Raw genomic sequence first — 25,553 nt, forward strand, 5'->3', positions numbered from 1 at the left:
TCTTGCGGGGGTGGGATGGGTTCTGGGCGCTACATGACGGCGCGGGAGGCGGCCGGGGAGTTGGGGGTGAGCCTGCCGACTCTGTACGCGTACGTGAGCCGGGGGATGGTCAGGTCCGAGGCGGTCGAGGGCGGGCAGCGCAGCCGGCGGTACAGGGCTGAAGACGTGCGGGCGTTGTTGGAGCGCAAGGAGAGGAGGCGTGACCCGGAGAGGGCCGCCGAGGGGGCGCTGCGCTGGGGGGCGCCGGTGCTCGAGTCGGGCATCACGCTCGTCGAAGGGGGGCGGCTGTTCTACAGGGGGCGTGATGTGGGGGAGTTGGCGGCGGGGAGCAGCATCGAGGAGGTGGCGGCCCTGATCTGGGCGGGCGACCCTGGCGAGGCGGATAATATCTTCGCCCGTCATGAAGACTTGTCCCGACCGCTACGTGAGACGCTCGCGACGCTGGGAGGTCTCCCGCCCGCCGAGGTCTTCCAGGCGTTGTTGCCCGTGGCCGCGGCCTGGGACCCGGTCGGGTACGACCTCAGGCCCGCGGCCGTCGCCCGCACGGGCGTGAAGATCCTGCGCCTCATGGCCCGCGCGGTCGGTGGCGACGGGACCGGGCGCACGGCCGAGACGCTCGGGCGCGGCTGGTGCCCGGGCGAACCGGACGCGGCGGCGCTCATAGACGCGGCGCTCGTCTACTGCGCGGACCACGAGCTGCCCGTCTCCACCTTCGCCGCCAGGTGCGTCGCCTCGGCGCGGGCCACCCCTTACGCCGTCGTGCAGGCCGGCCTCGCGGCCCTCGGCGGCGTAAGGCACGGGGGGCAGGTGGAGCTCGTCGAGGCCTTCCTGCGCGAGGTCGAGACGGTGGGAGACGCACGGGCCGTCGTCTCCGGCCGGCTCAGGCGGGGGGACGGAATACCGGGGTTCGGACACCCACTCTACCCGGAAGGGGACCCGCGCGGCGCCGGTCTGCTCCGGGCTACCGTCGGGTTCCATCCGGAAATCCCCGCCGTCGCGCTGGCCGACACCGTCTCCGAAGCGGTGCTCGACCTCACGGGGGAGCGGCCGACCGTGGACCTGGCGCTGGCGACCGTCGCGCGCGCCCTGGGCCTGCCGCCAGGCGGCGCCGTGGCCCTGTTCGCGGTCGGCAGGACCGTCGGCTGGATCGGGCACGCCATAGAGCAATACGCCAGCGATACCCTGGTACGTCCGAGGGCCCGATACGTCGGGCTCCTCCCTTCGGTCGTCGCGCACGCTACGCCCTGACGGGCTCCGCTTGTCAGCCCGGCGCTTCGCGCCTTTCAGCACGCTTCGGCCCGCTCCGGCTTCGCCTCCGCGGGTCCCGCTTTCAGCACGCCGCCTGACGGCGGCTCTCAGCCAAGTCGTCTGTGCGCGTTACGCCCCGCGACATCCGAACCGCCGCGCAGGGCGCAGCCCGGTCGGGCTCTGCGCGGCAAGAAGCTGACAGGCTGAAAGCGAGGCCCGCGAAGCAGGCCGAAGCGTGCTGAGAGCGGAGCCCATAGGGCGGAACGTGCTGACAAGCGGAGGCGAAGCCGGAGCGTGCGCGCCGCCAAAGGCGGCGCTACACGGGCAGTTCGAAGACGCCGAGGCCGTTCAGGATTATCAGCGAGGTGGCGAAGGAGTTGAAGGTCGCGTGGGCTATGAGGGGGGGGAGGAGGCTGCCGGTGCGTTGGAAGAGGGCGCACAGGGCGATGGCGAGGATGAAGATGGCCGGCAGTAGGACCGGCTCGAGGTGGAGCAGGGCGAAGAAGACGGAAGAGACGAGGGCGGAGAGGACGAAGGCGGTTCTGTTGGTACGGTTTGCCGGGTTCCCGCTTACCGTGGTGCGGGAGAAGACGAGGGCGCCGAGGCGGTTCAGGCCGTTGAAGATCGCGCCGCGGAAGACCAGTTCTTCGACGGCCGGGCCGAAGAGGACGACGACCAGGAGGATAGCGGGTATCGCCAAGGAGGGGTTGCTCTCCACCCAGCCGACGAGGCCGCGCATGAACGGTTGCTGGACGGTGGACTCGGTCGAGTAGCCGAGGCTGTCAAGCAGGTAGGCGCTTATTGGGTTGACGATCACGCTCATCACAATCGCCCCGACGCCGACGGCGATCCCGGTACCGATACCGGCGAGAACGCCCCCCTTGGGGCGCGAGAAACCGAGAGGCGCCAGCGAGAAGCTCGCCTTCCGGCCCAGGGCGCGGGCGACCGTAACCCCGAGCCAGAAAACGCAGATCACGAGAGCCGCGACGGCGGTGTTCGTCATAACGACGGAGAGCAACGTTCCCTGCGGGTCGTTAACGGCGCCCGCCTCCCAGGTAGATCTCGCCCGCCGCCCACCCGCCCGAGGCGTCCTCCAGCAACCGTTCCTTGAGCTGGACCGGAAGGAGCCCGATCCCAGCCAGTTCTTCCACACTGACCCAGCGCAGCTCGCGCAGGGTAGGCTCCGAGCCTGGCTCTACTTCCGGGTCGTTCCCGAGGGCGGCCTCGGACTTGCCATCCGCGGCCATCCTGGCGGTTACGTCTACCGTGTGCCGGCCTTCGCGCAGGAACTCGCCCACGTAGAGGATGCCGGAGAACCGGGCGTCGAGGCCCGTCTCCTCCGCCACCTCGCGCGTGGCGCACTCGGGGATGGTCTCGCCCGGCTCCAGCCTGCCGCCCGGCAGGACCCAGTACGGGTCCCGGTCAGGCTTCTGGTGGCGGACGAGCAGAAGGCTGCCCCCGCGTTCGATCACCGCGGCCACGCGCACCCCGAAGTCCATGCCGGTCGATGACCTGTGCTTGCCCATGCCGCGTGAGTATAACCGCGAGTTACGCAGGATCTACGACGCGCCCGCGGTCTCCCCTTCGGGTTCGAACTGCCGGTCTAGACGGGAGACCTGGGCCTCCAACTCCTCGCAGGCCCACAGCACGAGGCGGAGACCTTCTTCCCGGGAGATGAGGCCATTCTCAGCGGCGTGGGTTGCGAGGATCTCCCCCTCCGTGGTCGGGTAGGCGCCTTCCCGCGCGCGACGGTCCCGCAGCTTTTCTAGGCGTCCTTCGGCGGGCTCGGCGAACTCTAGGATGGAGTCGAGGTAGGTGGTCGTCGTGGGGTCCTCGGCGTTCCCGGAGACCGCCGCGCGGAACATCTCACCGCTGAGGCGCTCGAAGCCGGGAACGAGAAGCCTGCCGCCCGAGACCTCGAAGGTCGAGATCTCCTCGTTCGGGGTGACGGTCAGGCCGTATTCGCGGACGCGGGCGGCGGAGGCGAGCACCAGTTCGACGGCGGCGAAGGTGGCTTCGGGCAGGTTGCTGTCCAGGCCGCGGAGTTCCAGCGTGCCCTGGCGGTTCAGCCTCACCGGGTTCCAGGCGGGCCTGAGAAGGTCCCCGCCCGACTCCAGGAAGAGAGCCAGGTTCACGCCCGCTTTCTCCATGGCCGAGAGCCAGGTTTCGTAGCGGTCGAACTGCTGGCGGACGAGGTGTTCGGGGTTCCGGGCGTAGGGGCGCAGAGCCCCGACTTCCGGGAGATGCCTGTAGACGCCATCCCAGCCGAAGGCGTCGCTGCCCCGGTAGCGGGTGGTGCGGGGTGAGAGGCCCGTCATCCGGCCCTCGTAGAACGGGCAGGATCTGGACAGGAAGATCAGGGCCGGGTCGAGCGCCGTCGCCAGGTTGTAAAGGTCGAGCAACTCTTTACGCGCCCCTTCGGAAGCCGCAGGCGAGAGGCCGTGTTCCGTATCCACCGTGCCGGCAGGGAGCCCCAGGTGCAGGTGGGTACCGGCGCATCTCCCGGCGTCCATGAACCTCTCCGGGCCGACGGTGCGGACCTGGACCTGGTAGTCGGGCTCCTCCCTGACGGCGGGTTCCAGCGGCAACGGGTAGGTGCCCAAAGGGTAGATCCTGAGCCCGATCTCCCGCGCAGAGCGGAGGGCCAGGCGCACGTTTCCCGCGTATTCCTGTTCTAGATCCGCCAGCGAGCGCACGGGCGGCGTGTTGACCTCGACCACGCCTTTCACCCACTCCGGAGCCAGGCATGCCGCGCCGTCTCCCTCGGATACTTCCCTGCAGCGCTCCAGAAACTCGTCCGCCCGCACCGAAGGCTCGCCCGAGTCCTCGACCAGGAAGAACTCCTGCTCCAGACCTATGCTGCGGTCCGGGGGTTTGTCTCCTTCGTACCCCTTGCCCCCGGAAAAATGTCTCACGCTCCTCCTCCCATCGGAGAACTCTACCCCAAGGCGGGCCCCCGCGTAACTGGCCGCCCGGAGAGAAATTCGCCACGGAGGCCCCGCGGTCTTTGCGCCAACGTGCGAAGAACCCTCGCCCGGAACCCCGCGCCTTACCGGAGCGTCTCGTCTCGGCAAGGGCGCGGGATACGGTGGCCAGATAGCCAGACGACGTAGGCGTTGAGCTGATAGCCGAAAGCGGAGGCGAAGCCGCAGCGGGCTGATGGCTGACAGCGCGGGTTGGGGAGGTATTACCTCCCAACCCGCTTCAGCCTGGGCGGGTTCCGACCTGGCTGCCGACCCAGACGTAACCGTCGGACCAGACCTCGCGCTTCCAGATCGGGACTATCTCCTTGATCCTCTCTATCGCGTACCGGCTAGCCTCGAAGGCCGGCCCGCGGCGGGGCGAGGCGACGACGATGGCGACGCTCGCCTCGCCAGGGTCGACGCGTCCGACGCGATGGACTATCGCGACGTGCCCCACGTCCCACCGCTCCTCTATCTCGGCCCCGATCTCCTCCAGCTTCCGGTCCGCCATCGGCCTGTAGGCCTCGTACTCCAGGTACTCGACCGAATTATCCCCGGCCTCGTCCACCCGCGTCGTCCCGACGAAGGTGGATACCGCGCCGCAGTCGGGCCTCCGGGCGCCCTCGATCAGCGCCCCGACGTCTATCTTCTCATCGACGATTGCGAACAATTCCCTCTAACCGCCGGAGACCGGCGGGAGCACGGCGACCTCGTCGCCCGGCTCCACGCGTCCGTCCATCTTCGCGTACTCACCGTTGACGGCGAAGGCTAGAGTGTCGCGCATGGAGGCGAGGTCCGGATACCTGTCGGCGAGCAGCGGCCAGATCGCCGCCAGGGTGGAGGCCTCTTTTACGTCCAGCCGAACCGTCCGCGTGCCGGCCCGGTCGGCCGCCGCGCCGAAGAGGAGGACCTCGATCACGACCCTGTCCCCTGCGGTTCGGGGTCGTAGTCGGGACCGACGATGACCTTGAGCGCCCGGGGCACCACCGAGAAGCGGGCGGGCTCGTCGCCGACGACCTCGCCGTCGACGGTGAACTCGAGGCCCGGAGGCTCGGTCTCTACCCGGATCTCCCTGGCCCGCGCGCTGAACACGCCCTCCTTGCCCGCGTAGTCCGACCTCGCCATGGACGCCGGCGCGAGCTGGAGCAGATCCGCCAACCCCAGCTTCTCTATGATGACCACGTCGAGCAGGCCATCCTCGGGGTTCGCCTTGGGCGCCGCGAGCCAGCCGCCGCCGGCGAAGCGGCAGTTGGCGACGACCACGTTGACGGCCCTCACCTTGCGAAGCTCGCCGTCCAGGTAGAGGTCGAGCTCCTTGACGTCGAAGTCCTTCGCCACTTCGAAGGACGCCCGCAGGTAGGAGAGCTTGCCCCACCTCTCCTTCAACTCGCCCTCGTTGGCGTCGGAGATCTCGGCCCCGAGCCCCCCGGTCGCCACGTTTATGAAGAACCGTTCCCCGATCCCGTCCGAGCGTACCCGCGCCACGTCGAGCGTCCGCACCCTGCCCTGCCGGATCACGTCCTCAGCCTCGTCCGGGTCGTTCGGGATACAGAGGGTCGCCGCCAGGTCGTTGCCCGTACCCGCGGGGAGGATGCCCAAAGTGACGCCCTCGGGGAAACCGGCCTTTCCGAGGCCGTTGACGGCGTCGTTGATGGTGCCGTCGCCCCCGGCGACAATGAGCAGGCCCTCCCGCCACTCACCGGCGGCCTCGCTGGCGTCGCCCGGCCCCCCGGTTTGGACCCAGTCGAGTTCGTAGCCGTCCAACTCAGCGCGCAACTCGTCCGGGTCGTAAGCGCCGCCGCCCGAAGTGGGGTTGCAGATCACCCGCGCTTTGGGCCGTCCCATCGTCTGCTCCTCCGTAGCCTCACGTCCGCCGTAGTCTACCCGGAAAACCACGGGCCCGATGCCGCGAGGCTACGAGGCTTCGCGCACCTCCGCTTCGGGACGCGAGAGCCTCGCGACCGGCAACCACACCTCCTGCCTGGACCCGCCGTCGAGCCGGATCGCCGCGTCCTGCCCACCCTCCGAGACGTACCTGACCTCCCCCGTCCCGAACGGCGTGAGCACCTGCTCGCCCACGGTCAGCTCACCGAGGAAAGCATCCCTCAAGGCCTCCACGTAGGCGAGCGCGAGCGACCGCCCGAGGTTCGCCCCCTCGTCCCGCCTGTCGGCCACGAGAATACCCGCGATCCTGTACAGGTTCGCCCTGCTTACCTGCGAGACCAGGCAAGCCCTGACCGTCTGCCGCACCAACTCCTTCTCGAAGGCCGAGTACCGCTCCCCACTCCGCTCCAGGATGTTCACCACCCGGGGGGCCGCCCGCCGCACAGCTTCCTCGACCGTCAACCCATTAATCCCACGCTTGTAAACGTGGGGATCCAACCGCTCCTCCTCCCGCCGCCGCGGGACGCTCAACCATTCCTGTCGCATCTCGTTCCTCTTCTCTGTCATGCAGGAATTATACCTCACTGAAGCTAGTGAAACCACTGCTAGTAGCTCGCTCCGGCCTTGCGGCCTCCGCTTTCAGCCCGGCGCTTCGCGCCTTTCAGCGGTCGGCTATCAGCAAGTCGTCCGTACACCCCACGCCAAGCGACAACCGGACCGTCGCGCCCGGCGCTCACCGGTTCGGCCCTGCGCGGCTGAAAGCTGATTGCTGAAAGCGAGGGGCTGCGAAGCAGGCCCGACGCGTGCCGAGAGCGGAGCCCATAGGGCGCAGCGGGCTGAAAGCTGCCCGTAGGGCTGCGTGCCCTGTTGCGTTAAACTAGGGGACCTGCGACGGACGGAGTGCGAGATGAACCCCGAAGAGTTTCTCAACAGCTTAAAGCGCGAGGTTATCGGGCATCCGGCGTTGAGGCATCCGTTTCTGGAGAGGTTCGGGGATGGGGACGTTGGGGTCGAGGGGGTTCGGACGTTTGCGGTGCAGTACTACCGCCACGTCAGGGTGAGCCGGCTGTACCTGGCGGCGCTCATCTCCAACTGCGGGCACGACGAGGCTTTGCAGCTCGCGCTCGCGGAGGTCCTCTTTGACGAGTATGGGCATCTGAAACCGGATGAGACGCACCCGGCGTTGTACCGGCGGTTTCTGGGGGCGCTCGGGATCACCGAGGAAGAGTGGGAGGGGCCGGCGACGTTGCCCGAGATAGACCTCTACGTCTCGGCGCACCGGGCGTTGTCCGGGCATCCCGACTTCAGGCTCGGGCTCGGGGCTTTGGGGCCCGCGAGCGAGTGGCCCGTGCCCCCGATCTACGTGCGGCTCGCGGAAGGATTGAAAAAGGCGACGGGGTTGCCGGAGGAGGCGTTGGAGATCTTCACCAGCCACGTCACCATGGACGTTACCCACGCCCGCATAATGATGGACGCCATAGCCCCATACACGCAGGATGAACAAGGCCAGGCACGGGTACGGGAAGGGGCGATGCGCTCCCTCGACGCCCGCTCCGTGATGCTCGACGGGCTCTACAAGGCGGTCTTCCGCGAACCGGCCCCGCTGCTCGACGTCTCCGCCCGAGTAGGCGGCTAGAAGGTCCGCCGGACCGCGGCATGGTCGACTGGTACCGGGAAGACCTCGCCTACATCCACGACGTCGGCCACGCCGACTTCGCCCTCAAATCGGCGCCCGGTATCCTGGAGATCTTGAAAGACAACGGGATACCGGACGGTCTGGTAGTGGATCTTGGGTGCGGCAGCGGGCTGTGGGCGCGGGAGCTTCTGGGGGCCGGGTATCGGGTGCACGGGATCGACATCTCGGAGGCCATGATCGAGCTCGCGTGGCAGAAGGCGCCCGGCGCCGAGTTCAGGGTTGGGTCGCTATTCGAGGCGGAGATCCCGCCCTGCGACGCGGTCACGGCCGTGAGCGAGGTCCTGAACTACCTCTTCGACCCCGCGTACGAGGAGCGGGGGCTGAGAGATCTCTTCGGGCGCGTTCATGGGGCGTTGAGACCGGGCGGCGTCTTCGTCTTCGACGTCCTGGGACCGGGTCAGGTCCCCGCCGGCGTCAAGAAGCAGGGCTTCTCGAAAGGACCGGACTGGGCGGTGCTCAACGAGAAGGAAGAGGACGAGGAGACGGGCACGATGGAGCGCCGGATCGTCAGCTTCCGGAGGGTTGGGGATCTCTACCGGCGGACCGACGAGGTCCACCGCGTAAGGCTCTACGGCCCGCAGGAGACCGCGGCCGCCCTCGGTAGGGCGGGCTTCGAGGTGAGGACGATGGGCTCTTACGGGGGCTACCCCCTCGGGGAGAACCACGCCGCGTTCGTCGCCCGCAAGACGTGAAGGCGTCGCGGGTTCCGACGGCCGGGGAGGGGTATAACTAGTTCGTGCCCGAACTGCCCGAAGTAGAGACGATAAAGAGGGACCTTGGCGAGCTCGTCGTAGGGGCGAGGGTGGAGGACGTTGAGATCCCGTCCCCCGTTCTCGTGGAGCATCCTTCGAGAGAGGACTTCGTCCGGCGGCTGAGGGGCGCGCGGGCAGCCGGCGCGCGCCGGCGTGCCAAGCACCTCATCGTCGACCTCGACTCGGGGGACGCGCTCGTCCTGCAACTGAAGATCGGCGGTCAACTCCTGCTAGTTCCCCCGGTGAAGGAACCGGCGACGGCCCTCATGCTCGTGCTGCGCCTGGAGGGGGGCCGGAGCCTCTTTTTGCGGGACGAGACCGGCTTTACCAGGGCGCGGCTCCTGGACGCCGGTGAGTTGGAGCGCCGCTTCGAAGACCTCGGCCCCGAGCCTTTGGGCGACGAGTTCCGGCCCGGCTACCTGCGGGAGAAGCTCGGCGGGCGCAGGGCGCGCATCAAGGGTCTGCTCCTCGACCAGAAGGTCGTGGCCGGCGTCGGCAACATCTACGTCGACGAGGCCCTCTTCGACGCCCGGATACACCCCACGCGCAAGGCCAACACGCTCACGGAAGACGAATGGACGAGGCTCCAGGCCGCCGTAAAGGAGAACCTCAGGGCCGGCATAGAGCACCGGGGCACGACCTTCAGCCTCTACAGGGACGTCCTCGGGCGCAAGGGACACCACCAGGACCACCTCAAGGTCTTTGTACAGGCGGGCAAGCCTTGCCCCGGCGGCTGCGGGGGGAAGGTCGTCAAGGAGAAGGTCGGGGGGAGGGCGACGTTCCTGTGTCCCGCCTGCCAGCCCGAAGATGGCTCCGGGGAAGCGGTACGATTAGAATTCGGTTAGGAGGTTTCAGGTGTCAGGCTACAGGCATCAGGAAGGGGAGGTACTCGGCGCAAGTTACGTTGCGGAATTCGGGTCGATTTTTGGGAGGCTTTTGGTTCGGTTGTCGGCGCGGGTCGGGGTCACAAGACCTGAAGCCTGACACCTGCGGCCTGAAGCCTACAAAGAAAGGAGATAGCAAGTGGCGGAAAAATTTGATCTCGTGATAATCGGTGGAGGGAACGCGGGGTACATCCCGGCGATCAGAGCGAGCCAGCTCGGCATGAAGGTCGCGCTTATCGAGAAGCGGGAGGGGGGGCATCTCGGCGGGACGTGCCTGAACGTGGGCTGCATCCCGACCAAGGCCCTGCTCCAGACGGCGCACCTGCTCCACGACGCGAAGAACGGCGAGGAGTTCGGGGTCAAGACCGGCGAGGTCGAGTTCGACTACCCGCAGGCCGCCAAGAGGAGAGAGCAGGTGGTCACGCAGCTCCGCAGGGGCGTGCAGGGCCTGATGAAGAAGAACAAGGTGACCGTCTACAACGGCGTGGGTTCGTTCGTCGAGCCGAAGAAGATCAAGGTGGAGAACGGCGAAGGGACCGAGGAGCTCGAGGCCGAGAAGGTCCTGATCTCCACCGGCTCCGCCGTCAACACGCTGCCCGGGCTCGAGTTCGACGGGGAGAAGGTCATCTCCAGCGACGACATCGTCACCAACAACGAGAGTTATCCCAAGAGCGTCATCATCCTGGGCTCCGGCGCTGTGGGGGTAGAGTTCGCGAGCATGTACAAGGACTTCGGCACCGAGGTGACCATCGTCGAGATCCTGGACAGGCTCGTGCCGCTGGAAGACCCGGAGATATCCGAAGCCCTCCGGAAGAGCTTCGAGAAGCGCGGCATCAACGTCATGACCGGCACCAAGGCCGATCCGGAGAGCCTCGAGAAGACGGATTCCGGCGTCAAGATCAAGATAGCCTCCGCCGACTCGGGCGAGAAGGAGGAGACCAAGGGCGAGGGCGGCTCCTACGGCGGCGAGGACCCGCCGACCGGGGACGCGGACGGTGGGGATACCATCGAAGCCGAAGCCCTGCTGGTCGCGGTCGGCCGCAAGACCGTTACGGAGGACCTGAACCTGGACGTAACGGACGTCGAGATCAACGAGCGCGGGATCATCCAGGTCGACGGCTACGGCCAGACGGCCGCTGACGGCATCTACGCCGCCGGCGACGTCGTCGGCGGGTACTGGCTCGCGCACGAGGCCGGGCACGAGGGCATCATCGCCGCCGAGCACATGGCGGGCGAGGACCCGATGCCGATGGACCGGAGCCTGGTCCCGCGGGTGACGTACTGCCGGCCCGAGATCGCCTCCTTCGGCCTCACCAAGGCGCAGGCCGAGGAGGAGGGCTACGAGGCCAAAGAGGCCAAGTTCCCGTTCCAGGCGATCGGCAAGGCGCTCATCGAGGGCGAGCCGAACGGCTTCTTCAAGATCGTTACCGACGCAGAGACCGACATGATCCTCGGGATGCACGCGATCGGCCCGAAGGTGACGGACCTCATAACCGAGGGCGTCTTCGCCAAGCTCGTCGAGGGCACGCCGGAGGAGATCGCCATGACGATCCACCCCCACCCGAGCCTCTCGGAGGTGGTCGGCGAGGCCGCGATGGCCGCGGAGGGGCATCCGATTCATTTCTAGGTTTCAGGCTACAGGCATCAGGCTTCAGGTATTGTGGCGATGCCGCCGTACGGGGAGCCGCCGCGAGTTCTTCACGGTGGCTCCCCGTTTGGGTTAGGCGCTTTCCTGTAACCTGATGCCTGATGCCTCCAAAGCCGAGTTCTTTTACGGGGACCCGAACGCCCCGCGGCCCAACCGGCCGATAGGCGTGGGTGTCCTGGCGCTGATCGAGCGCGGCGGGGAGCTTCTGATGGAGAGGCGGAGCGACTGCGGGCGGTGGGGGTTCGTCGGGGGCGCGATAGAGGCCGAGGAGTCGCTGGAGGACGGGCTGCGGCGCGAGACGCTGGAGGAGACGGGGCTCGTCGTGGTGGAAGAGGAGCTGTTCGCGGTGTTCCCCGGACCTTCGCGGGTCGTCCGGTACCCCGACGGGAACGTGGTGCGGCTTATGACGTTCGTCTACAGGGCCGAGGTCGAGGACTTCGGGACGCTGCGGCGTTCGGAGGAGTCCCAAGAGCTTCGGTTCTTCCGGCGTAAGGAGCTTTCCGGGCTCGACGTGATAGAGACTTCAAAGCCCATCCTCGAGGCGTACCTCGACCCGCCACGAGAACTCTTCTTGAAATAGCGCTTGGGACACGCAATCGCCACGAGTGCCGGACTATCCGTAAGAAGCCGACTGCTGAAAGCCGATAGCTGAAGGCGCGGTTCGCGCAGCGAACCGCCAGAGCGCGGTTTCACGGCGGGCGTAGCCGGGTCGGATACAATACCCATCTCAGGGGAATACGACATACGAAAGAGGCGAACCGTGGCCCGCAGGCAGATCAACGTCAAGGTCCTTGAAAACGGTACGAAGACCTTCGAGGTGCGTCACCGCTGGGAGGACAGGCCCGTCGCCCCGCCGCCAGACGGGACGCCGGTGGAATATCTGCCCTTCAGGCAGCAGGTCAAGGGCACGCCCGGCCTGCACGGCCGCCCCGACTGGCTAAAGGCGAAGGTGCCCGACGGCGAGGTCTACAGGGATATCAAGGAGACGATGCGCGGGCTGAACCTGCACACCGTTTGCGAGGAGGCCCGCTGTCCGAACATTGGGGAGTGCTGGAACAACCGGACCGCGACGTTCATGATCCTCGGCAACGTCTGCACCCGCTCTTGCGGCTTCTGCGCCGTCCTCACGGGCAAGCCGACCGAGCTCGACCTCGACGAGCCCCACCGCGTCGCCGACGCGGCGAAGCAGATGGGGCTGGAGCACGCCGTCATCACGAGCGTGAACAGGGACGAGCTCGCCGACGGCGGAGCCTCGATCTTCGCGGCCGTGATCCGGGAGATCAGGGAGCAGGTCCCCGGCTGCGCCGTCGAGGTCCTCACCCCGGATTTCAAGGGGAACCGGGACGCCATAAGGACCGTCATCGACGCGAGGCCCGACACCTTCAACCACAACATCGAGACCGTGCCGCGCCTCTACCCGGCCGTCAGGCCGCAGGCGAAGTTCAAGAGGTCCCTCGAAGTGCTCCAGTACGCCAAGGAGCTCAACCCGGACGGGTTGACCAAGAGCGGGTTCATGGTGGGCCTCGGCGAGGTGGAGGAGGAGATCCACCAGACGATGCGGGACCTCAGGGACCACGACGTGGACATCCTCACCATCGGCCAGTACCTCCGTCCGTCGGAGAACCACCTGCCGATGAGCCGCTACTACAAGCCCAAGGAGTTCGCCGACCTGCGCCGGTACGGCTTCTCCCTCGGCTTCAGGCACGTCGAGAGCGGGCCTCTCGTGCGCTCCTCCTACCACGCCCACGAGCAGACCACCGACGCCCGCCGCGGGGTATTGGGGGCGAAGGCCTAGAGAAGCCGGGCCAGCGGCCGTGATCTCGACGGACTTCACCCGCCTCCTCGGCGTCCGCCACCCCATGGTCTCGGCCCCGATGGCCGGGTGGTCCGGGGGAGGGCTGGCCGGCGCCGTCAGCGCCGCCGGGGCTCTCGGCATGATCGGGGTCGGGTCCGCCACCCCCGTCGGCTGGATCCCCGAGCAGGCAAAGCTCGCCAGGGGGCGCGGCCCGTTCGGGTTCGGCCTGATGTCGTGGGTTCTCGAAAGTCGTCCGGAACTGCTCGAAGCCGTGCTCGCGGAGGAGCCCGCCGCGGTCTCCCTCTCTTTCGGCGACCCTGCGCCGTTCGTGGGGAGGGTGCGTGAGGCTGGCGCGATCACGATGAGCCAGGTCCAGGATGCGGGAAAGGCCGAGGCGGCCGTCGGGGCCGGCGTGGACGTGCTGGTGGCCCAGGGCACGGACGCCGGCGGGCACACGGGCCAGGTCGGCACCCTGCCGCTGCTGCAAAGGGTTCTGGAGATCGGGGAGCGGGCCGGAAAGCCGGTATTGGCGGCCGGCGGCATAGGGACCGGGCGCGGCATCGCGGGCGTGCTGGCGATGGGGGCCTCGGGGGCCTGGATCGGGACGCGCTTCTGCGCGACCGTCGAGTCTACGGGGACCGACGAGGCCAAGCGCCTCATCCTCCAGGCCGACGAGACCGCCACCGTCCACACCCGCGTCTTCGACCTCGTCCAGGACATCCCCTGGCCCGAGGAGTTCGCCGGAAGGGCGATCCGAAACTCCTTCTCCGACCGCTGGCACGGCCACGAGGCACGACTCGTAGAACAACGTTCTTCGGTAAGCGCCGGGTTCGAGGCCGCGCGCGGGGACTACTCAGAGGACTTCGTCTACTCCGGACAGGCCGCCGGCCTCATAGACGACCTGCCTCCGGCCGGGGAGTTGGTGGACCGCATGATGGCCGAGACCGAGGCTAGACTAAGAGCCTGCGGCGCGTTGCTCGGGGGACGTCCTTGTTAGAAGAGAGAAGAGGGTCGTTGAACGACCTGGAAGTGCGGCGGCTGCCGGGGCTGACGCCCTACGCGGAGGCCTGGGACCTCCAGAGAGACCTGGCCCGGAGGCGCAAGAGAGACGAGGTTTCGGACACCTTCATCCTGTGCGAGCATCCGCCCGTCTACACGGTGGGGCGGGCGGCCAAGGACGGGTCGAACCTGGGGGCGGGGGAGGAGTACCTGCGCTCGCTCGGGGCCGAGGTCTTCTGGAGCGACAGGGGAGGGGACGCGACCTTCCACGGGCCGGGCCAGATCGTCGGTTATCCGATTATTCGTCTCAAAGATCGCGACACGCACGGCTACCTGCGGCGCCTCGAAGACCTCCTGATCGGGGTCCTCGCAGAGTACGGGCTCCAAGGTTGGCACCACCCGGAGTACACCGGGGTCTGGGTGGGGGAGAAGAAGATCGCGGCCATCGGCGTGAAGTTCTCATCGGGCTGGATCGCCTCCCACGGCTTCGCCCTGAACGTGAACACGGACCTCTCCTGGTTCGACCGCATCACCCCGTGCGGCATAAAGGAGTTCGGCGTGACGAGCCTCGCCCGCGAACTGGACAGGGACGTACCCCTCTCAGAGGTCGAGGAGAGGGTCGTGCCCCATTTTCTCGACCGCTTCGGTTAGTTTACTTACTGCCTACCCGGGTACTTCCTGACAAGCTAACCCCGTTCACGAAACGCAGAGGAGGCAGCACATGCTCAAGGGCATAGCGGTAGTATGGATGCCGGTCCAGGACATCGACCGGGCCAAGAACTTCTACGGGAGCACCCTGGGGCTCTCCATCACCAAGGAGGACGGCGACTGGGCCGAGGTCGACGCCAACGGCCTCACCATCGGCCTGAACGGCCGCGAGCCCGCCGGCGCCCAGTCCGATGGCGGCCCCGTCGTCACCTTCCAGCCCGAGGCCAGCCTGGAAGACACCGTCAGCGAGCTCCAGAACCAGGGCGTAGAAGTCCCCGCCGGCATCTCCGAGCACCCCTGGGGCCGCGTAGCGACCTTCAAAGACTCCGAAGGCAACGACGTCCAGCTCTACGAGCCGCCGAAGTAAATAGCTGTCAGCTTTCAGCGGTCAGCCAAGAACAGCCAGGGCGTCAGCCGGTAGCGAAAAGCGAGGGCGCCGGACCGGGTTTACTCCCGGTCCGGCGCCTGACGTTTGGCCACGAGTGGAAAAAGCTGAGAGCTGACAGCGCGGCCCGAAGGGCCGCTAAGCGCTTCCTATGAGGACGCCCGAGCCGAAGACTAGCGCGCCGCCGAGGATTACCTGGAGGGCGCTCATCGTGAAGCTCATTGCGAAGTACCTGTAGCGGATGTAGGAGATCGCGAGCAGCTCGACGCCCACGACCGCGAAGGCCAGGTAGAGCGCCAGGCCGATGTCGGGCAGCAGGAACGGCAGCGTGTGCATGATGCCGCCTATAAAGGTCGCGAACCCCGTGATGGACCCCCGCAACCACGGCCCCCCGCGCCCGGTCAGCGACCCGTCGTCCGAGAGGCCCTCGGAGAAGGCCATGCTGATCGCCGCCCCGACCGCCGCCGCCAACCCGATCAAAAACGTCAGCCGCGCGTCCCCGCTCGCAACCGCAACCGCGAACACCGGCGCCAGCGTCGAGACCGACCCGTCCATCAAACCGATGAGCCCCGGCTGAACCACCCTGAGCACGAAGTCCTTGCTGTGCCCGGAGACCGTCATCTCCCGACCCCCAAGCCCCAACTTCTCCATCAATGCCGCCAAAGAACCATCCTCCCACGTACCCGAAAACCTCCCTTATTCTAACGGGATACGAACATATATCAAGAACGATTCTTGTTCCTGGTTAATGGGAGTCATTGTCGGTTCGGGGGACTGTGGAGGCCCTTTTCCGAGCCGTTAGGGGCGGTATTGCGAAGGGTTCCCTGTTAGCTGGTGGGGCAAGAGGGGCGCGGGGCACAACGATGACCGTCCCGGGCGCGACCGACGTGGCAAGGGCCGCGCCCGGGAAACCGAAAGCTGATAGCTAAAAGTTCCTACGCCCTCTGGTACAGGTCCAGCTCGGCCTTCACCACCATATCCTCCATGTCGCGGCGGAGTTCGAAGCCGAGGCGTTTGCTGATGCGTTGCATGGGGTGGTTGTCGAGCAGGATCTCGGCGGTGATCCGTTGCAGGCCTTCGGCGCGGCCGACTTCGAGGAGGCGTTCGACGAGGAGGGTGCCGACGCCCTGGCGCTGGAAGCGGTCGCTGACGAGGACTGAGAACTCGGCCTCGTTGGGGGCGGCTCCGTGGCGGCTGAGGCGGGAGACGCCCATGATCTCGCGCTCTCCGGTCTGGGGGTCTGTGTGCTCGGCGACGAGGGCCATCTCGCGGTCGTAGTCTATAAAGCAGATGCGTGTCAGGCGGTCGTGGGCCGTGCGCTGGTCGAGCTTCATCATGTGGAAGTAGCGCATGTAGACGCTCTGCTCGGAGAGCGACTCGTGGAACCTGACCATCAACGGCTCGTCCTCCGGACGGATGGGCCGGACCCTGACCCTGGCGCCTTCCTGCGGCTCCTCGTCGAAGACGTACTGGGTCGGGTAGGGCCGGATGGCGGTGGTTGGGAGGTCCTCCTCGGCGGTCTGGGGGTCGTGGAGGACGATGCGGGCGTCCAGGGCTATCAGGCGCTCGGGGGAGGCGAGGAGCGGGTTTATGTCGAGCTCCTTGATCCAGGGCTGCTCCACCACGAGCTGGGAGAACCGCACGAGAAGCTTCTCGAGCGACGCCACGTCAACGGGCGCCCGCCCGCGCACGCCGCCTAAAGCGCCGAAGATGCGGGTCCTCTCCATCATGCGCCGGGCGAGCGTGGTCGTTAGCGGCGGCAGGGCGAGCGACCTGTCCCTGTAGACCTCGACCAGAGAGCCGCCCGAGCCGAAGAGGAGCACCGGCCCGAACTGGGGGTCGAGGCTGCTGCCGACTATGAGCTCGTAGCCGTCGAGGCTCACCATCTGCTGCACCGCCGCGCCGCCGAAGTCCTCCGGCCGGAAGTTCTCGAGGATTGAAGACCTCATCTCCTCGAAGGCGCGCCTGACTTCTTGGGCGTCCTGGAGGTTCAGGCGGACGCCGCCGACGTCCGTCTTGTGGGTTATGGTCTCCGAATCGAGCTTGAGGACCACGGGGTAGCCCATGCGTTCGGCTATGCTGACGGCCTCATCAGCGGTTCTGGCGACCTCCGTCCGGACGGTCGGGATGCCGTAGGCGGCGAGAGCCTGCTTGGCCTCGAACTCGGTGAGGATCGTGCGGCCCGAGTCGCGGACGCCGGCGATTATGTCTTCCACCGCTTCGCGGTCGGCGTCGGTCTCCTCGGCGGGTTCGGGGGTCTCGTAGATGCCGCGGAGGTTGTACGTGTAGCGCCACATGTTCGTGAAGGCGCGGGCGGCGGCGTCGGGGAAGTCAAAGGTCGGGATGCCGGCGCCGTTTAGGATGGACTCGCCGGCGGCGATCTCGGCGCCGCCCATCCAGCTCGCCAGCACCGGCTTGCCGGTCTTGTTGGCGTAGGGGACGAGTCGCTCGGCGGTCGCGGTCGGGTCTGTCATGTCCTGGGGGGTGAGGACGACGAGCAGACCGTCGCTCTCCGGGTCGTCCGCCGCCGTTTCGAGCGTTTTGGCGTAGCGCTCCGGGTCGGCGTCGCCCAGCACGTCCACGGGTTGCCGTGGCTCCAGGGGCCGGGAGGAAGTCGTCTAGCTTCTCCATGGTTTGCGGGGAGATCTCCGTCAGCTCGCCGCCGCCGCTTATGAGGGCGTCGGTCGCGAGGACGCCGGGGCCGCCGGCGTTGGTGAGGATGGTCAGGCGGGGGCCGCGGGGGCGGGGTTGCTTGCCGAGGACCTCGGCCATGGCGAAGAGATCGGAGATCTCGTCCACGCGCAGCACGCCGCTGCGGGCGAACGCCGCGTCGAGCACCTCGTCGGAGCCTGTGAGGGAGCCGGTGTGGGAGGCGGCGGCCTTGCCGGCGGCCTCGGTGCGGCCCGCCTTAATTACTATGATGGGCTTGGTGAGGGCCACTTCTCTCGCGGCAGACAAGAACGAGCGGGCGTCGCCGACGGACTCCATGTAGACGACTATGCTCTTCGTCTTCGGGTCGTCGCCGAGGTAGTAGATCAGGTCCCCCCAACCCACGTCCATCATGGTCCCGACCGAGACTATGTTCGAGAAGCCTACGTTCTCCTGAAAGCTCCGGTCGAGAATGGCCGTGAGCAGGGCCCCGCTCTGGCTAAGAAAGCCGACGCTCCCGGGACGGGCCATGGCGCCGGCGAAGGTCGCGTTGAGGCCTGTGGTCGGGTTCATCACGCCGAGGCAGTTGGGGCCTATTATCCTCATCCGGCCCTTGCGGGCTTCCGCGAGGATCCGCTCCTCCAACTCGAAGCCCTCCCGGCCCGTCTCCCTGAAACCCGCGGAGATGATGATGGCGCCCTCGACGCCCGCCTCGACGCACTCGGCGATGATGCCGGGCACCGTCGGGGCGGGGGCCACGATCACGGCGAGGTCCACCTTCTGGGGGACTTCCGAAACGGAAGGGTAGGCCTTGATGCCGAGCACGTTCGGACGCCTAGAGTTGACGGGGAAGACCGTTCCTCCGAAGGGGCTTGAGACGAGGTTCCACATGATCGTGCGCCCAACGCTCCCGGGCCGCTCGGTCGCCCCGATGACGGCGACCGTCTCGGGCCGGAAGACGGCGTCGAGCGTCCCGCCCTCGTACCCGAGGACGTCGTGCGCCGGGTCCCCGCTCCTGGTGCCTCGCTTCATGCTTCTCCCTTCGGTCGTCGCGGCACGCCTCCTTCGGAGGCTCTCAGCACGCTCCGGCTTGCGCCTGCGCTTTCAGCACGCTTCGGCCTGCTACGAGCAGGCCTCGCTCTCAGCCTGTCAGCTTTTGGCTATGTTCCTTTTGCATCTACTTTTGTAACATCGGGCTTTGTCGTGGGGCGTGAACGCTTGTACCGCGTCTTTCCGTAGCATGCGGGGACGAGAAAAACTTAGCCCATTTTCGGGATGCCGTCTCTCCGCCGCGAGTCTATTGTTTTCCGTGCAGGGTCTTACGGGACGCCTCCCGTTGGCGGGCAGGGGAGCTGGATATCATGACCATCACTAACATCGCATTCGTTTCGCGAAGGGGCGCGGTCATCCTCGTCGCGCTCGCGCTGGCATTTGCGTTCTTCGCCGGGCAGGTTTGGGCGCAGGAGACGGACACCACACCGCCCACGGTCGAGGCCTTCTCGCCCGCGGATAACGGCACCGCCCGGCCCACGGACAACGTCACGGTCACCTTCTCCGAGCCGATGGACGCTTCTAGCGTGAACACCGCCTTCACCCTTACGAGGGACGGCGCGGCCGGTCCGGTCGCGGCCTCCGTCACGCCCGGTACCGGAGTAGACACCTCCTTCACGCTTGACCCGTCTGGCGACCTTGCCCAGGGCGCGACCTACACCGCCCGCATCGAGGGCGCCGCCGACGTGGCGGGCAACGCGCTGGATACGGACCCGGCCGCCGATGGCAACCAGCCCAAGGTCTGGAGCTTCCAGGTCTCGGATATCGAGGACCCGGCCATTACGCTCGACGGCCCCGGCCCGAACACCGAGGCCCGCGATTCCCTGCGGGCAACGGCGACCGCCACGGATAACGTGGGGGTCGACCGGGTGGAGTTCGTCATAGACGGCACGGCGCGGGTGCAGGCCGTCCGCTCCGGGGACTCCTACTCGGCCGAGATCGACACCAGCGGCTTCGCGCACGGCTCCACCCACACGTTGGCCGCCCAGGCGTTCGACACCGGCCAGAACGCTTCCGCGGTCTCCCCTTCCCCGGCCAGGAGCTTCACGATCGACCGCCAGGTCTCGCTCTCGCTCGGCAATACGCCCGCGCCGGGCGGCTTCGTCACCGCCCTCCCGGCGCCTCTCTCGTTTGCGACCGATGATGACGTGTCGCCCGCAAACCGCGAGTGCCGGGCCTTCCGGACGGCGACCACGGCCGGGGCCTTCGCGGACTGCTCCTCGCCGTTCTCCCCGAACCTGGCCGCGGATGGCGCCTACACCTACGAGGTGCGAGTCACGGACAACGTGGGGAATACGGACTCCCAGACCCGCACCTTCACCCTCGACAGGGTCGACCCGACGCTTACCATAGACGGCGGCCCGAACGACGGCGCGACCTTCGGCCCGAACACGACCCAGAGCTGGACCTTCACGGCCGGGGACGCCACGAGCGGACCGCCGCGGGTCGAGTGCAGCGTCATAAAGACCGGGGCGCAGGAGCAGCACGTCTTCGGCCCCTGCAGTGGCGCCTCCTCCCACTCCGTCTCCAACAGGGGCGGCGGCCAGCACGAGTTCAAGGTCAGGGCCACGGACGGGGCTGGCCACCAGACGACGCTGACGCGGAGCTTCTCCATAGACGCGACGGCGCCCGCGGTCTCCCTCACGAGCCCCTCGGAAGGCCAGGAAGCCAGGGACTCCGTGACCGCCGCGGCCACGGCCACGGATACCGGCGGCGTGGCCCGGGTCGAGTTTCTGATCGACGGCGCGCTCAGGGCGACGGACACCACCTCGCCCTACTCGGCGGACCTGAACACGGCGGCCCTCCCGCACGGTACCACGCACACGGTCACGGCCCGCGCCGTCGACGCCTTCGGCAACGAGGAGTCCGCGTCACGGACGTTCGTCGTCGACCGGCAGGTCTCGCTGACGCTCGGCGCATCGCCGACCGCGGGCGGCTTCACCAACGCTCCCTCCGTGCCGCTCTCGTTCACCACCGACGATGACGTGGCGGCCGGCGACCGGGAGTGCAGGGCGACCAGGACTGGCGCGGCGCAGGGAACGTTCGTCGCCTGTGCCTCCCCGTTCTCGCCCACGCTCTCGGCCGACGGCGAGTACACCTACGAGGTCAGGGTTACCGACAACGTCGGCAACGTCGCCGGGGCTTCGCGCGTCTTCACGCTCGACAGGACGTCCCCCAACCTCGCCATCGGCACGGGCCCCGACGGCGGTACCTTCGGGCCGAACACCACGCAGACCTGGACGTTCACGGCGGGGGACGCGACGAGCGGGCCGGCGACCGTCGAGTGCAGCGTCGCGGCGGCCGGCGGCACGCACGCCTTCGGCGCCTGCAGCGCGGCCGGTTCGCACTCCGTAACGAACAGGCCCGACGGGTCCTACGAGTTCAAGGTCAAAGCCATCGACAAGGCAGGCAACGAGCGGGTGCTGACGCGGTCGTTCACCATCGACGCCACGGACCCGACCGTTGGGATCTCGGGCCTCGACGAAGGCCAGAAGGTCGGCGCGTCCGTTACGGTCGCGGCCACCGCCTCGGACAACATCCCCGGCGCCCCGAGGGTCGAGTTCCTGGTCGACGGCGCGGTCAAGGCCACCGACAACGACGCCCCGTACTCGGCCGGCCTGAACCTGGCCGCCTTCGCCCACGGGTCTTCACACACGATCAGCGTCCGTGCGACGGACGGCGTGGGCAACACCGCATCGGCCTCAAGGACCGTCACCCTGGACAAACTGGTCTCGCTGACGCTCGGCGCATCGCCGGCCGCCGGTGGCTTCACAAACGCCGCCTCCGTGCCCCTGTCATTCGATACCGACCCCGACGTCGTGAAGCGCGAGTGCCGGGCGACGAGGAGCGGGACCGTGGCCGGAAACTTCGCCCCGTGCGCCGCGCCGTTCGAGCCCGCCCTCACCCAGGACGGGGTCTACACGTACGAGGTCAGGGTTACGGACGACGTGGGCAACACGAAGACCGAATCCCGCGCCTTTACCTTCGACAGGACGAGCCCGAACCTCGCCCTGAGCAGCGGCCCCGACGGCGGGACCTTCGGCCCGAACACGACCCAGAGCTGGACCTTCAACGCCGGAGACGCGACCAGCGGCCCGCCCGAGGTGCTCTGCAGCGTCGCGGCCGTCCCCCCGGTAGGCGCTGCCGCACACGAGTATGGTCCTTGTGGCGGGGCGGGCTCGCACTCCGTAACGAACAGGCCGGACGGGACCTACGAGTTCTCCGTGCGGGCCGCGGACAGGGCCGGTAACCAGAGCGTGGTGAAGACGCGTGCGATCCGGATAGACGCAACGGCGCCGACCGCCACGCTTACCGGGCCCGCGACCGGGACGAAGGTCGGCAAGACCATGACCGTTACCTTCGCAGCCTCGGACGACCTCACCGGCGCGCCGCGGGTCGAGTTCCTCGTAGACGGAACGGTCAGGGCGCCGGTGCCCGGGTCAAGGACCCCCAACTCCGCGACGCTGGATATGCAGGTCTACGATCAGGACAGCACCCACACGGTGGCGGTCCGCGCGACCGACGACGTCGGCAACCGGTCGGCGTCCTCCGGGGCGGAGGTCACGGTAGACAGGCAGGTCTCGCTCGCCCTCGGCGATTCCCCCGTCCAGGGCGGCCAGACAAACGCGGCCTCCGTGCCGCTCTCGTTCACGACCGACGCCGACGTGTCCGACGCCGGGCGGGAATGCCAGGTCGAGCGCAGGGGCACGCCCCCCGAGCCATACGCGCCTTGCGCCTCGCCCTACGCGCCAGATCTAACCGCCGACGGCGTCTACATCTACAGGGTCAGGGTCACGGACGACGTCGGCAACGTCGCCACGGCCTCCCGCGCCTTCACCTTCGACGAGACGCCCCCGGCGTTGACGGTCAACGGCCCCAACGACGGGGTCTTCGGGCCGGGGACGCGGCAGGAGTGGACGATCTCCGCGGGCGACGCGACGACGGGACCGGCCAGGGTGCAGTGCAGCGTCGCGGCGGCCGGGGCGTCCCCGAACTACGGCCCCTGCGCCACCTCCACCTCGCACTTCGCGGCCAACAGGCCGGAGGGCTCTTACGAACTCCGCGTGCGGGCCACCGACGGGGCGGGCAACGCGACCGAGGTGGCGCGGACGTTCGCCATAGACGCCACGCCGCCGGCCGTGGCTATAGACGCCGGCCTCCCAGACAACGCCATCACCAACCGGACGAGCCTCACGTGGACCTTCTCCGCGGAGGCCGGCGCGACCTTCCAGTGCCGGGTCTACGCCGCGGGGAGCACCCCGCCGGCCTTCGGGCCCTGCTCCGGTGACGGCCGGCACACGGCGGGGCCGCTGGCGCAGGGGAAGTACACCTTCGAGGTCAGGGGTCTGGACACGCTCGGCAACCGCCTCGACGGACCGTCAGCGGGCCGCACCTTCACCGTGGACACCACGGCGCCCAGGATCTCCGGCGTCACGCCGGCCAACAACGCCAGGAACGTGGCGCCCAACGCCAACGTGGCTGCCACCTTCACGGAGGCGATGAGGCTCACCACCCTGGGCAAGGCGAACTTCAAGATCATCCGGTCGGGCACCTCCACCCCGGTCGCCGCGTCGGTCACCTTCAGCCCGGTCACGAACCGCGCGACCCTCAACCCGGTCAACCCCCTGCGGCAAGGGGCGACCTACAGGGTAGTCGTAACGACCGGCGCGAGGGATCTCGCGAACAACCCGCTGCAAGTAACCAAGTCCTGGAACTTCAGGGTGAGGTAGCTGGTAGCTTTCAGCTCTCAGCTCTCAACCGTCAGCTTTTCGGTGTGTGTTGCTAACCGCAGCGTCTCTCGCACCGTAGATTGTTCGGACCGCGACCGAAGCCGAATGCTCTCCGACCAACGGCTCGCAGGAGCGAGCTTCAAACCCACCCGCGCCAGGCAAACGGAACTGGTATCGCCCCGAACGGCAAAAAGCCGAGAGCTGACCGCTGACAGCTGGGGACCCTCAGTTTCTCTTGCGTACCACGTTTTCAAGCAGGGTGCGGTTCGGGATGCGGTGGAGGGTTCCGTCTTCGGAGCGGATGGCTATGGAGGCGTAGCCCAGTTCTTCTACGGTTCCTTCTACGTCCAGTACGGAGATGACGTCGCCGACTTCGGTGCCGTCCTGGACGTAGCGGCCCGCGGCTATGTTGCCCGAGAGGAGCGCGAGGCCCTGGCCGAGGGCGAGGGCCGTGACGAGGCCTATGGTCGCGAGGATGACGACGGCGAGGAGGACTATCACGTAGGTTTCGAGGCCGAGTTGGCTGGCGGCTATGAGGGCCGTTACGGCGACTATGGTGGTGAAGACCACGCGGCGGAAGGTGTTGTGGCCGCGCAGGCCGGAGCGTTCGGCCTCGCGGGCCACGAGCTCGGCCAGCCAGCCGGCGCTCATGATGCCGGCTATGAGGATGACGAGGGCCACGAGGGCGCGGCCCGAGAGGTTTACAACCTGGTCCATCGTGCTCTCCAGGGAGGAGAGGCCGAGGACGCTCAAGGAACCGGCGACGCCCGTGAGCATCACGCCCCAGAAGAGGACTATGCCTAGCAGGCGCGAGGGGCCTCCCTCGTAGCCGAGTTGCCAGAGGGAGTTGGCAGCACCCGTCCTGTCGAAGAGGTCGTCGAGGCCGAGGCCTTCGAGAAAGCGGGCAAGGAGGCGCTGGAGGAGCAGGGCGGCGACCAGCGCGGCCAGCAGCACCACGACGGCGCCGACGAGCCTCGGGACGAACTCGGCCAACGTGCCGAACAGGTCGTTTGCGGCTTGTGACAACTAGATCCCTCCTCCGTAACCCTGGCCCGCCGTCTTGGGGCGCAGCCCCAGATAATAGACGAACGCGTCGAGGTATGAACGGCCCAGCGAGGCCAGGAGGACCTCGGCGCTCTGCATGAAGGCCGAGACGTAGGCCCGCCTGATGACGAAGCTTATGACGACCTCGGGAGCCTCGACGGGTTCGTTGCCTAAAGTGTCTAGCATGACGAGCATCCTGGCGTAGGACTCGGCCAGGCGCCTGTAGTCGGCCCGCTCGAAGATCAGCCGCTCCGCCTCGCGGGCCTCCTCGCCCCCGAGTTCGCCGGCGGCGTAGGCCCCGATCTTCTCCAGCACCTCCCAGCGCTCCTGTTCGGCCGAGCGCATCACGGGCCCGTACCTTCGGTCCTGTGGTTGCCGTTCTCTTTGGAGAGGGCGACGAGCATGGCGGCGCGGCCCCTGCTCACCCATCCCTTCGCGGTGCCGTCGGGGACGTCGAGCACCTCGGCTATCTCGGCGTAGGAGAGGCCCTCCATGTGGCGCAACACCAGGGCCGCCCTGTGGTCGGCCCTGACGTGTTCGAGGGCCGCCTCTATCTCGTCGCGGCGCTCGGAGTTCAGGGCCGAGAACTCCGGGTCGGCGTCGCCGCCGGGGGGTTCGGCCAGGAAAGGGACCTCGCCCTCGTAGTGGCGCTCGTCGCGGCGGGCCTCCTTCTGGCGGGCGCTCAGGCAGGTGTTCATGGTTATCCTGTACAGCCAGGTAGTAAAGGCGCTGTCTCCCCTGAAGTTCTTTATGTTGCGCCAGACCCTGATCCAGACCTCCTGGCTAGCATCCTGGGCGTCGCGCGCCCCGAGCACGCGAAGCGACACCCTGTATACGAGGCCGGAATGCTCCTGGACCAGCGCGCTGAAGGCTCCTACGTCCCCCCTGGCTGCGCGCAGGGCGAGTTTCCGATCCTCGGCACTCACTACTGTGACCCTCCCGAACGCCTGTCGGATACGGGCAGCCCCGTGTACGGTCCCATAACCCGGTACGATAACAAACCATTATCTCCCGCGAGATGCGCCGGGGGATCTCCGAAAGAATCCCTCGTTTCCCGTAACTTTTCGGCCCCGGCGCGGGTCTTAAGTTCTGCGGTCGGGAATCGTTCGAGAGGGGAA

General features: G+C 67.7%; 22 protein-coding genes and 1 pseudogene. 11 read left to right on the top strand and 12 right to left on the bottom strand.

Going from position 1 to position 25,553, the window contains the following annotated elements; all coding sequences use genetic code 11:
* Window positions 1-15 precede the first annotated feature (15 nt).
* On the top strand, window positions 16-1,248 hold the full coding sequence (locus GBA63_RS03310) for a citrate/2-methylcitrate synthase (RefSeq protein ID WP_166173464.1): 1,233 nt from the start codon (window positions 16-18) through the stop codon (window positions 1,246-1,248).
* A 316-nt stretch (window positions 1,249-1,564) separates the two neighbouring features.
* Here GBA63_RS03310 and GBA63_RS03315 read toward each other — a convergent pair whose 3' ends face one another.
* From GBA63_RS03315 to GBA63_RS03345, 7 genes are all read right to left on the bottom strand, one after another.
* Window positions 1,565-2,266: a CPBP family intramembrane glutamic endopeptidase gene (locus GBA63_RS03315; protein ID WP_166173466.1), complete on the bottom strand. Its 702-nt coding sequence runs from the start codon at window positions 2,264-2,266 to the stop codon at window positions 1,565-1,567.
* Between the two features lie 16 nt (window positions 2,267-2,282).
* Window positions 2,283-2,774: an NUDIX domain-containing protein gene (locus GBA63_RS03320; RefSeq protein WP_166173468.1), complete on the bottom strand. Its 492-nt coding sequence runs from the start codon at window positions 2,772-2,774 to the stop codon at window positions 2,283-2,285.
* A gap of 33 nt (window positions 2,775-2,807) precedes the next feature.
* The gene (locus GBA63_RS03325) at window positions 2,808-4,163 is read right to left on the bottom strand and encodes a glutamate-cysteine ligase family protein (protein ID WP_166173470.1); all 1,356 of its coding nucleotides are present in this window, start codon (window positions 4,161-4,163) and stop codon (window positions 2,808-2,810) included.
* A 289-nt stretch (window positions 4,164-4,452) separates the two neighbouring features.
* Window positions 4,453-4,881: a molybdenum cofactor biosynthesis protein MoaE gene (locus tag GBA63_RS03330; RefSeq protein ID WP_166173472.1), complete on the bottom strand. Its 429-nt coding sequence runs from the start codon at window positions 4,879-4,881 to the stop codon at window positions 4,453-4,455.
* A gap of 6 nt (window positions 4,882-4,887) precedes the next feature.
* Window positions 4,888-5,130 (bottom strand): molybdopterin converting factor subunit 1, encoded by a 243-nt coding sequence (moaD, locus tag GBA63_RS03335; RefSeq protein ID WP_166173474.1) that lies wholly within the window; start codon window positions 5,128-5,130, stop codon window positions 4,888-4,890.
* Window positions 5,127-6,056: a diacylglycerol/lipid kinase family protein gene (locus GBA63_RS03340; RefSeq protein ID WP_166173476.1), complete on the bottom strand. Its 930-nt coding sequence runs from the start codon at window positions 6,054-6,056 to the stop codon at window positions 5,127-5,129. Before GBA63_RS03340 ends, moaD begins: the two co-directional genes overlap by 4 nt.
* A 69-nt stretch (window positions 6,057-6,125) precedes the next feature.
* Window positions 6,126-6,662, bottom strand: a complete 537-nt coding sequence (locus GBA63_RS03345) for a hypothetical protein (RefSeq protein WP_166173478.1) — start codon at window positions 6,660-6,662, stop codon at window positions 6,126-6,128.
* A 340-nt stretch (window positions 6,663-7,002) separates the two neighbouring features.
* On the opposite strand from GBA63_RS03345, the gene GBA63_RS03350 reads away from it, so the two are divergent.
* The 9 genes from GBA63_RS03350 (at window position 7,003) to GBA63_RS03390 (ending at window position 14,944) form a co-directional block, all read left to right on the top strand.
* Window positions 7,003-7,731 (top strand): TenA family transcriptional regulator, encoded by a 729-nt coding sequence (locus GBA63_RS03350; RefSeq protein WP_166173480.1) that lies wholly within the window; start codon window positions 7,003-7,005, stop codon window positions 7,729-7,731.
* 20 nt (window positions 7,732-7,751) lie between these two features.
* Window positions 7,752-8,483, top strand: a complete 732-nt coding sequence (locus tag GBA63_RS03355) for a class I SAM-dependent DNA methyltransferase (RefSeq protein ID WP_166173482.1) — start codon at window positions 7,752-7,754, stop codon at window positions 8,481-8,483.
* 44 nt (window positions 8,484-8,527) lie between these two features.
* Complete coding sequence (mutM, locus tag GBA63_RS03360) at window positions 8,528-9,388, top strand: bifunctional DNA-formamidopyrimidine glycosylase/DNA-(apurinic or apyrimidinic site) lyase (protein WP_166173484.1); 861 nt, start codon at window positions 8,528-8,530, stop codon at window positions 9,386-9,388.
* Window positions 9,389-9,566: 178 nt separating this feature from the next.
* Window positions 9,567-11,054, top strand: coding sequence for a dihydrolipoyl dehydrogenase (locus GBA63_RS03365; RefSeq protein ID WP_166173486.1), 1,488 nt, complete (start codon window positions 9,567-9,569; stop codon window positions 11,052-11,054).
* A gap of 115 nt (window positions 11,055-11,169) precedes the next feature.
* Window positions 11,170-11,655 (top strand): NUDIX domain-containing protein, encoded by a 486-nt coding sequence (locus GBA63_RS03370; RefSeq protein ID WP_166173488.1) that lies wholly within the window; start codon window positions 11,170-11,172, stop codon window positions 11,653-11,655.
* A 291-nt stretch (window positions 11,656-11,946) separates the two neighbouring features.
* A complete protein-coding gene (gene lipA, locus GBA63_RS03375) occupies window positions 11,947-12,870 on the top strand; it encodes a lipoyl synthase (protein ID WP_323127036.1) in 924 nt (307 codons plus the stop codon).
* Window positions 12,871-12,889: 19 nt separating this feature from the next.
* Complete coding sequence (locus tag GBA63_RS03380; protein ID WP_207957051.1) at window positions 12,890-13,867, top strand: NAD(P)H-dependent flavin oxidoreductase; 978 nt, start codon at window positions 12,890-12,892, stop codon at window positions 13,865-13,867.
* 17 nt (window positions 13,868-13,884) lie between these two features.
* Window positions 13,885-14,520 (top strand): lipoyl(octanoyl) transferase LipB, encoded by a 636-nt coding sequence (gene lipB / locus GBA63_RS03385; protein WP_166173490.1) that lies wholly within the window; start codon window positions 13,885-13,887, stop codon window positions 14,518-14,520.
* 70 nt (window positions 14,521-14,590) lie between these two features.
* The gene (locus tag GBA63_RS03390) at window positions 14,591-14,944 is read left to right on the top strand and encodes a VOC family protein (protein ID WP_166173492.1); all 354 of its coding nucleotides are present in this window, start codon (window positions 14,591-14,593) and stop codon (window positions 14,942-14,944) included.
* Between the two features lie 156 nt (window positions 14,945-15,100).
* Here the strand turns inward: GBA63_RS03390 and GBA63_RS03395 are convergent, their stop codons facing one another.
* Both GBA63_RS03395 and GBA63_RS24235 read right to left on the bottom strand, forming a co-directional pair.
* Window positions 15,101-15,625, bottom strand: a complete 525-nt coding sequence (locus GBA63_RS03395) for a VIT1/CCC1 transporter family protein (RefSeq protein ID WP_207957052.1) — start codon at window positions 15,623-15,625, stop codon at window positions 15,101-15,103.
* 272 nt (window positions 15,626-15,897) lie between these two features.
* Window positions 15,898-18,643: pseudogene (locus GBA63_RS24235) on the bottom strand (bifunctional acetate--CoA ligase family protein/GNAT family N-acetyltransferase).
* A gap of 329 nt (window positions 18,644-18,972) precedes the next feature.
* Between GBA63_RS24235 and GBA63_RS03405 the strand changes: the two are divergent.
* Window positions 18,973-23,391: an Ig-like domain-containing protein gene (locus tag GBA63_RS03405; RefSeq protein WP_166173494.1), complete on the top strand. Its 4,419-nt coding sequence runs from the start codon at window positions 18,973-18,975 to the stop codon at window positions 23,389-23,391.
* Window positions 23,392-23,616: 225 nt separating this feature from the next.
* Here the strand turns inward: GBA63_RS03405 and GBA63_RS03410 are convergent, their stop codons facing one another.
* From GBA63_RS03410 to GBA63_RS03420, 3 genes are read right to left on the bottom strand one after another with little or no spacing between them, the layout of a single operon-like run.
* Window positions 23,617-24,417, bottom strand: coding sequence for a mechanosensitive ion channel family protein (locus GBA63_RS03410; protein ID WP_166173496.1), 801 nt, complete (start codon window positions 24,415-24,417; stop codon window positions 23,617-23,619).
* A complete protein-coding gene (locus GBA63_RS03415) occupies window positions 24,418-24,783 on the bottom strand; it encodes a hypothetical protein (RefSeq protein WP_166173498.1) in 366 nt (121 codons plus the stop codon).
* Window positions 24,780-25,361, bottom strand: coding sequence for an RNA polymerase sigma factor (locus tag GBA63_RS03420; protein WP_166173500.1), 582 nt, complete (start codon window positions 25,359-25,361; stop codon window positions 24,780-24,782). Before GBA63_RS03420 ends, GBA63_RS03415 begins: the two co-directional genes overlap by 4 nt.
* Window positions 25,362-25,553: the final 192 nt, after the last annotated feature.

Source organism: Rubrobacter tropicus (assembly GCF_011492945.1).
In the GTDB taxonomy this organism is placed as follows: Bacteria; Actinomycetota; Rubrobacteria; order Rubrobacterales; family Rubrobacteraceae; genus Rubrobacter_D; species Rubrobacter_D tropicus.